Source organism: Paracoccus sp. TRP, assembly GCF_000185925.1.
Lineage (GTDB): Bacteria > Pseudomonadota > Alphaproteobacteria > Rhodobacterales > Rhodobacteraceae > Paracoccus > Paracoccus kondratievae.
The window spans coordinates 1-4,329 of record NZ_AEPN01000056.1; the positions used below are offsets into that span (position 1 = coordinate 1).

At 66.7% G+C, this 4,329-nt stretch carries 4 protein-coding genes and 3 pseudogenes; 6 read left to right on the top strand and 1 reads right to left on the bottom strand.

Annotation, left to right across the window (positions count from 1 at the left end):
* From PARACOCCUSGL_RS20890 to PARACOCCUSGL_RS0117785, 5 genes and pseudogenes are all read left to right on the top strand, one after another.
* A pseudogene (locus tag PARACOCCUSGL_RS20890) lies at positions 1–307 on the top strand (allophanate hydrolase subunit 2 family protein); the annotation flags it as partial.
* Positions 307–705 carry a hypothetical protein gene (locus tag PARACOCCUSGL_RS0117770; RefSeq protein ID WP_010399633.1) on the top strand — a complete coding sequence of 133 codons (399 nt, stop codon included), beginning with the start codon at positions 307–309 and terminating at the stop codon, positions 703–705. The pseudogene PARACOCCUSGL_RS20890 and the gene PARACOCCUSGL_RS0117770, both read left to right, overlap by 1 nt.
* Positions 702–1,466, top strand: a complete 765-nt coding sequence (locus PARACOCCUSGL_RS0117775) for a LamB/YcsF family protein (protein ID WP_010399636.1) — start codon at positions 702–704, stop codon at positions 1,464–1,466. The genes PARACOCCUSGL_RS0117770 and PARACOCCUSGL_RS0117775 overlap by 4 nt, the downstream gene beginning before the upstream one ends.
* A gap of 35 nt (positions 1,467–1,501) precedes the next feature.
* Complete coding sequence (locus PARACOCCUSGL_RS0117780) at positions 1,502–2,275, top strand: SDR family oxidoreductase (protein WP_010399640.1); 774 nt, start codon at positions 1,502–1,504, stop codon at positions 2,273–2,275.
* Positions 2,276–2,323: 48 nt separating this feature from the next.
* Entirely contained in the window at positions 2,324–3,532 is a 1,209-nt protein-coding gene (locus PARACOCCUSGL_RS0117785; RefSeq protein ID WP_029372635.1) for an aspartate transaminase, read from the top strand.
* A 183-nt stretch (positions 3,533–3,715) separates the two neighbouring features.
* Here the strand turns inward: PARACOCCUSGL_RS0117785 and PARACOCCUSGL_RS20895 are convergent.
* Positions 3,716–4,087 (bottom strand): annotated as a pseudogene (locus PARACOCCUSGL_RS20895) (ATP-binding protein); the annotation flags it as partial.
* On the opposite strand from PARACOCCUSGL_RS20895, the pseudogene PARACOCCUSGL_RS21875 reads away from it, so the two are divergent.
* Positions 4,082–4,243 (top strand): annotated as a pseudogene (locus tag PARACOCCUSGL_RS21875) (IS256 family transposase); the annotation flags it as partial. The pseudogenes PARACOCCUSGL_RS20895 and PARACOCCUSGL_RS21875 sit on opposite strands and share 6 nt — an antisense overlap.
* Positions 4,244–4,329 lie beyond the last annotated feature (86 nt).

A 4,329-nucleotide genomic window follows, 5' to 3' on the forward strand; every position in this document is an offset into this window, starting at 1 on the left:
AGCCTATGCCGCGTCGGGCGAATTGCGCTCGCACGGGATCGCGCCGGGGATCGTTCAGGTGCCGGGCGGCGGGCAGCCGATCATCCAGCTGGCCGATTCCGCGACCATGGGCGGCTATCCCAAGATCGCGGCGGTCATCGAGCCCGACCTGTGGCGCATCGCGCAGGCGCGGCCGGGCGACCGCCTGCGCTTTCGCCGGGTGACGCTGGCCGAGGCGGCCGAGGCCGCAAGGGTGCAGCAGGAAAACCTGGCCGGACTCCGCGCCGAGCTGGAAGCGTTCCGCGTCCGGCAGGGGGGATGGCAGTGATGTTCGACAAGCAAGACCTTACCCGGCTTCTGGACGCGATGCGCGCGCATGGCGTCGGCACGCTGGAGATCGAGGGCGGGGACATGTTCCTGCGCCTGGTCCTGCCGGCCGGACCCGCACCGGCCGCCGCGGCCCAGGCGCAACCGGCGACGGCGGCCGCCGCCGCGCGCAGCCCCGACATCGGCCGCTTCCTGCCGCGCGGCAGCGACGACGGCCTGCCCGCCCTTGCGCCCGGCGACGCGGTCCGCACCGGCGAGCTTCTGGGCTATGTCGCGCAAGGCGCCGTCCGCGCCGCCCTCACCGCCCCGGCGGATGGCACCATCGCGTCGCAGATCCCGGAACCCGGCACCCTGTTCGGCCACGGCGACACCGTCCTGACATTGGAGACCAAGCCATGATCATCGACATCAACTCGGACATGGGAGAGGGCTTCGGCCCCTATCGCATCGCCGATGACGAGGCGCTGATGGCGCAGATAAGCTCGGCCAACGTGGCCTGCGGCTACCATGCCGGCGATCCGGTCATCATGGACCGTACCATCCGGTTGGCTAGGGAGCATGGCGTCGATCTGGGCGCGCATGTCAGCTTTCCCGACCGCATGGGTTTCGGACGCCGCCGGATGGACATGGACCTGCCGGAACTGGAATGCCATGTGCTTTATCAGCTGGGCGCGCTGGCCGGGCTGGCGGGCCGCGCCGGGCATCGCATCACCCACATGAATCCGCATGGCGCGCTTGGCAATCTCGCCAGCTCCGATCCCGCCATCGCGGCGGCGGTGGCGCGCGCGACCATGGCCTTCGACCCCGAGATCGCCTTCCTGGTCCTGCCGGGCAGCGCCCTGGAAAAGGCCGCGCTGGAGATGGGCGGCAATGTGGTCCGCCTGTTCCTGGCCGACCGCGGCTATCTGGCCAGCGGCCAGCTTGCCCCCCGCAGCCAGCCGGGGGCGGTCATCCACGATGCCGAGCAGGTCGTGGCCCGCGTCATGCGGGTCATCCGCGACCGGCAGGTCGACACGGTGGACGGCCAGGTCATCCCGATGCCGGTGCAGTCCATCCTGGTCCATTCCGACACGGCGGGCGCGGTCGAACTGGCGCGGCGGCTGCGCGAAGGCATCACGGCGGGCGGCGCGACCATCGCGCCGCTGACCCGCCACATCTGACCCCCCGGGCATTCATTAAGAAGAAAGACAGAACCATGGCATTTTCGGATTACAAGACGGCATTGGTGACGGGCGCCTCGGGCGGAATGGGCTGGGCGATCGCCGAGCGGCTGCGCGCCAAGGGGCTGACCGTCCACGCCCTGGCCCGCAATGCCGACAAGCTGCAGGAACTGGCGGACCGATGCGGCGTCATCCCGCATGCGGTGGACGTTTCCGACACCGAGGCCGTGACCGCGCTGGTCAAGGATCTGGAAATCGACGTGCTGGTGAACAATGCCGGCGTGTCGCGGCCGGGCAGCATCCTTACCTCCAGCGCCTTCGACATCGACGAGCAGATCGACGTCAACCTGCGCGCCGCCCTGCATCTGGCCCGGCTGCTGCTGCCCTGCATGATGGAACGCGACCGCGGCCATATCGTCAACATCACTTCGATGGCCGGGCATTACGAGTTCGGCGGCCATATCGCCTATCACGCCACCAAGGCGGCGATGCATACCGTCTCGCGCCAGTTGCGGGTCGATGCCTTCGGCCGCCGCGTCCGGGTGACCGAGATCAGCCCCGGCCGGGTCGAAACCGACATCTTCGCCAAGGTCGAGAAGATCGACCCCGCCGAGGCGAAACGCAAATATTACGAAGGCTTCGAGATGCCGCAGGTCTCGGACATCGCCGATGCCGTGGAATATGCGGTCGGGACGCCGCAATATGTCAACATCAACCTGATCGAGCTGCTGCCGACGCTGCAGGTCCCCGGCGGCCTGCGCACCGCAAAGCGCGTGGGCGACGACGTGATCCTGACCGGCAACAAGTAACGCGCCGCCCCGCCGGCATCCGAACAATCCGCACCGATGGAGATTGCCTTGAGCAACATCAAACTGGCCTCGCGCGTCACCAGCATCCGCGTCTCGCCCAGCACCGCCGCCGCGCAGAAGGTCCGCGACCTGCAGGCCGAGGGACGCAGGATCCTCAACCTCACCGTGGGCGAGCCCGATTTCGACACGCCCGACCACATCAAGGCCGCCGCCATCCGGGCGATGGAAGGGGGCGAGACGAAATACACCTCGGTCAACGGCACGGTCGCGCTGCGCAAGGCCATCCAGCACGACTTCGCGACGCGGCTGGGCATCGACTGCGAACTGAACGAGATCTGCGTCGGCGGCGGCGCCAAGCAGGTGCTGTTCGTGGCGCTGATGGCCACCGTCGAGCCCGGGGACGAGGTCATCGTCCCGGCGCCCTATTGGGTGTCCTATCCCGACATGGTCATCGCCAATGGCGGCACCCCGGTCGTCGTTCCCTGCGGCGAGGAGGTCGGCTTCAAGCTGACCCCCGAGGTGCTGGAGGCCGCGATCACCGCCAACACCCGATGGGTGATCCTGAACTCGCCCTCGAACCCCACCGGCGCCGCCTACAGCGCCGACGAGTTGCGGGCGCTGGGGCAGGTGCTGCTGCGCCATCCGCATGTGATGGTGCTCTGCGACGAGATCTACGACCGGATCTGGTTCGCCGATTTCGAACCCTGCAGCATCCTGACCGTCCTGCCCGAACTGAAGCCGCAGGCCCTGGTCGTAAACGGCGTCTCCAAGTCCTACGCCATGACCGGCTGGCGGATCGGCTACGGCGTCGGGCCGGTGGCGCTGATCGATGCGATCAACAAGCTGCAGTCGCAGATGTCGTCCTGCCCCTCCTCGATCAGCCAGGCAGCCGCCGCCGCGGCCCTGACCTCGGACCAGCATTCGGTCGAGGAGGCCGTGGCGGTCTATCGCCAGCGGCGCGACCGCGCCCACGCGCTGATCAATGCCATCCCCGGCCTTTCCTGCCGCCTGCCGGACGGCGCCTTCTACCTCTATCCCAGCTGCGCGGGGCTGATCGGCAAGAAGACGCCGGACGGCAGGACGATCAGGAACGACCTGGATTTCAGCCTGTATCTTCTGGAAGCGGCAGGCGTCGCCTCGGTTCATGGCGGCGCATACGGGCTCGAACCCTATTTCCGCATCTCGACCGCGACCTCGATGGAGATCATCGACGCAGCCTGCGCCGCCATCGCCCGGGCATGTGAGGCTTTGGACTGAGAACAGCGGGCTGAGGGCGGATCCTCGTTTCTCGAGTGTCAACGGCGGTGCAATATCCGGCCACGCGGCGGAGTAAAATCCGGCCACGCGGCGGTGACCGGCGCCATGGCGCGCGCGCTTACCAGATAGCTGGCGCGTGCCATGGCGCATTGGCCCCTTGGACCAAAACAGCACCATCTGATTTCAGGACTTTTGTTGCTGCTTTCGGGCAGTGCTGTTGGCGAGACGATAACTCTCGCCGTTCATCTCGAGGATGCTGACGTGATGGGTCAGCCTGTCGAGCAGTGCGCCGGTGAGGCGCTCGGAGCCGAAGGTCTCGGTCCATTCATCGAAGGGCAGATTGCTGGTAATCAAGGTCGCGCCGCGCTCGTAACGTTGCGAGATCAGCTCGAACAACAATTCGGCGCCGGTCTTGGACAGCGGCACAAAGCCCAGTTCGTCGATGATCAGCAACTTGTAACCGGCCATTTGCTTCTGAAAGCGAAGCAGACGGCGCTCGTCGCGGGCCTCCATCATCTCACTGACCAGGCTCGCGGCGGTGGTGAAGCCAAGGGATGCCTGAGCCGCAAGACCGGGCTTGCCATGGCCTTCAGGCTGATGATGTCGGCGCAGAAGAAATGGCGCAAGCTTGACGGCCAGAACCGGCTGCCCGAGATCATCCAGGGGATTGAATTCCGCGATGGCCTCCGCCAACTTCAAACCGCCGCCTGATAAGGCATCACCAACTTTCGCGCATATCTCGAACATGACGAACAGAAGACGGTCATAATCGACGCGACCTACCTCAAGGCCCACCG

Bases quoted from the DNA above. Each gene is read 5' to 3' on its own strand.
- PARACOCCUSGL_RS0117770 (WP_010399633.1), top strand. From the start codon at position 307: ATGTTCGACAAGCAAGACCTTACCCGGCTTCTGGACGCGATGCGCGCG.
- PARACOCCUSGL_RS0117780 (WP_010399640.1), top strand. From the start codon at position 1,502: ATGGCATTTTCGGATTACAAGACGGCATTGGTGACGGGCGCCTCGGGC.
- PARACOCCUSGL_RS0117775 (WP_010399636.1), top strand. From the start codon at position 702: ATGATCATCGACATCAACTCGGACATGGGAGAGGGCTTCGGCCCCTAT.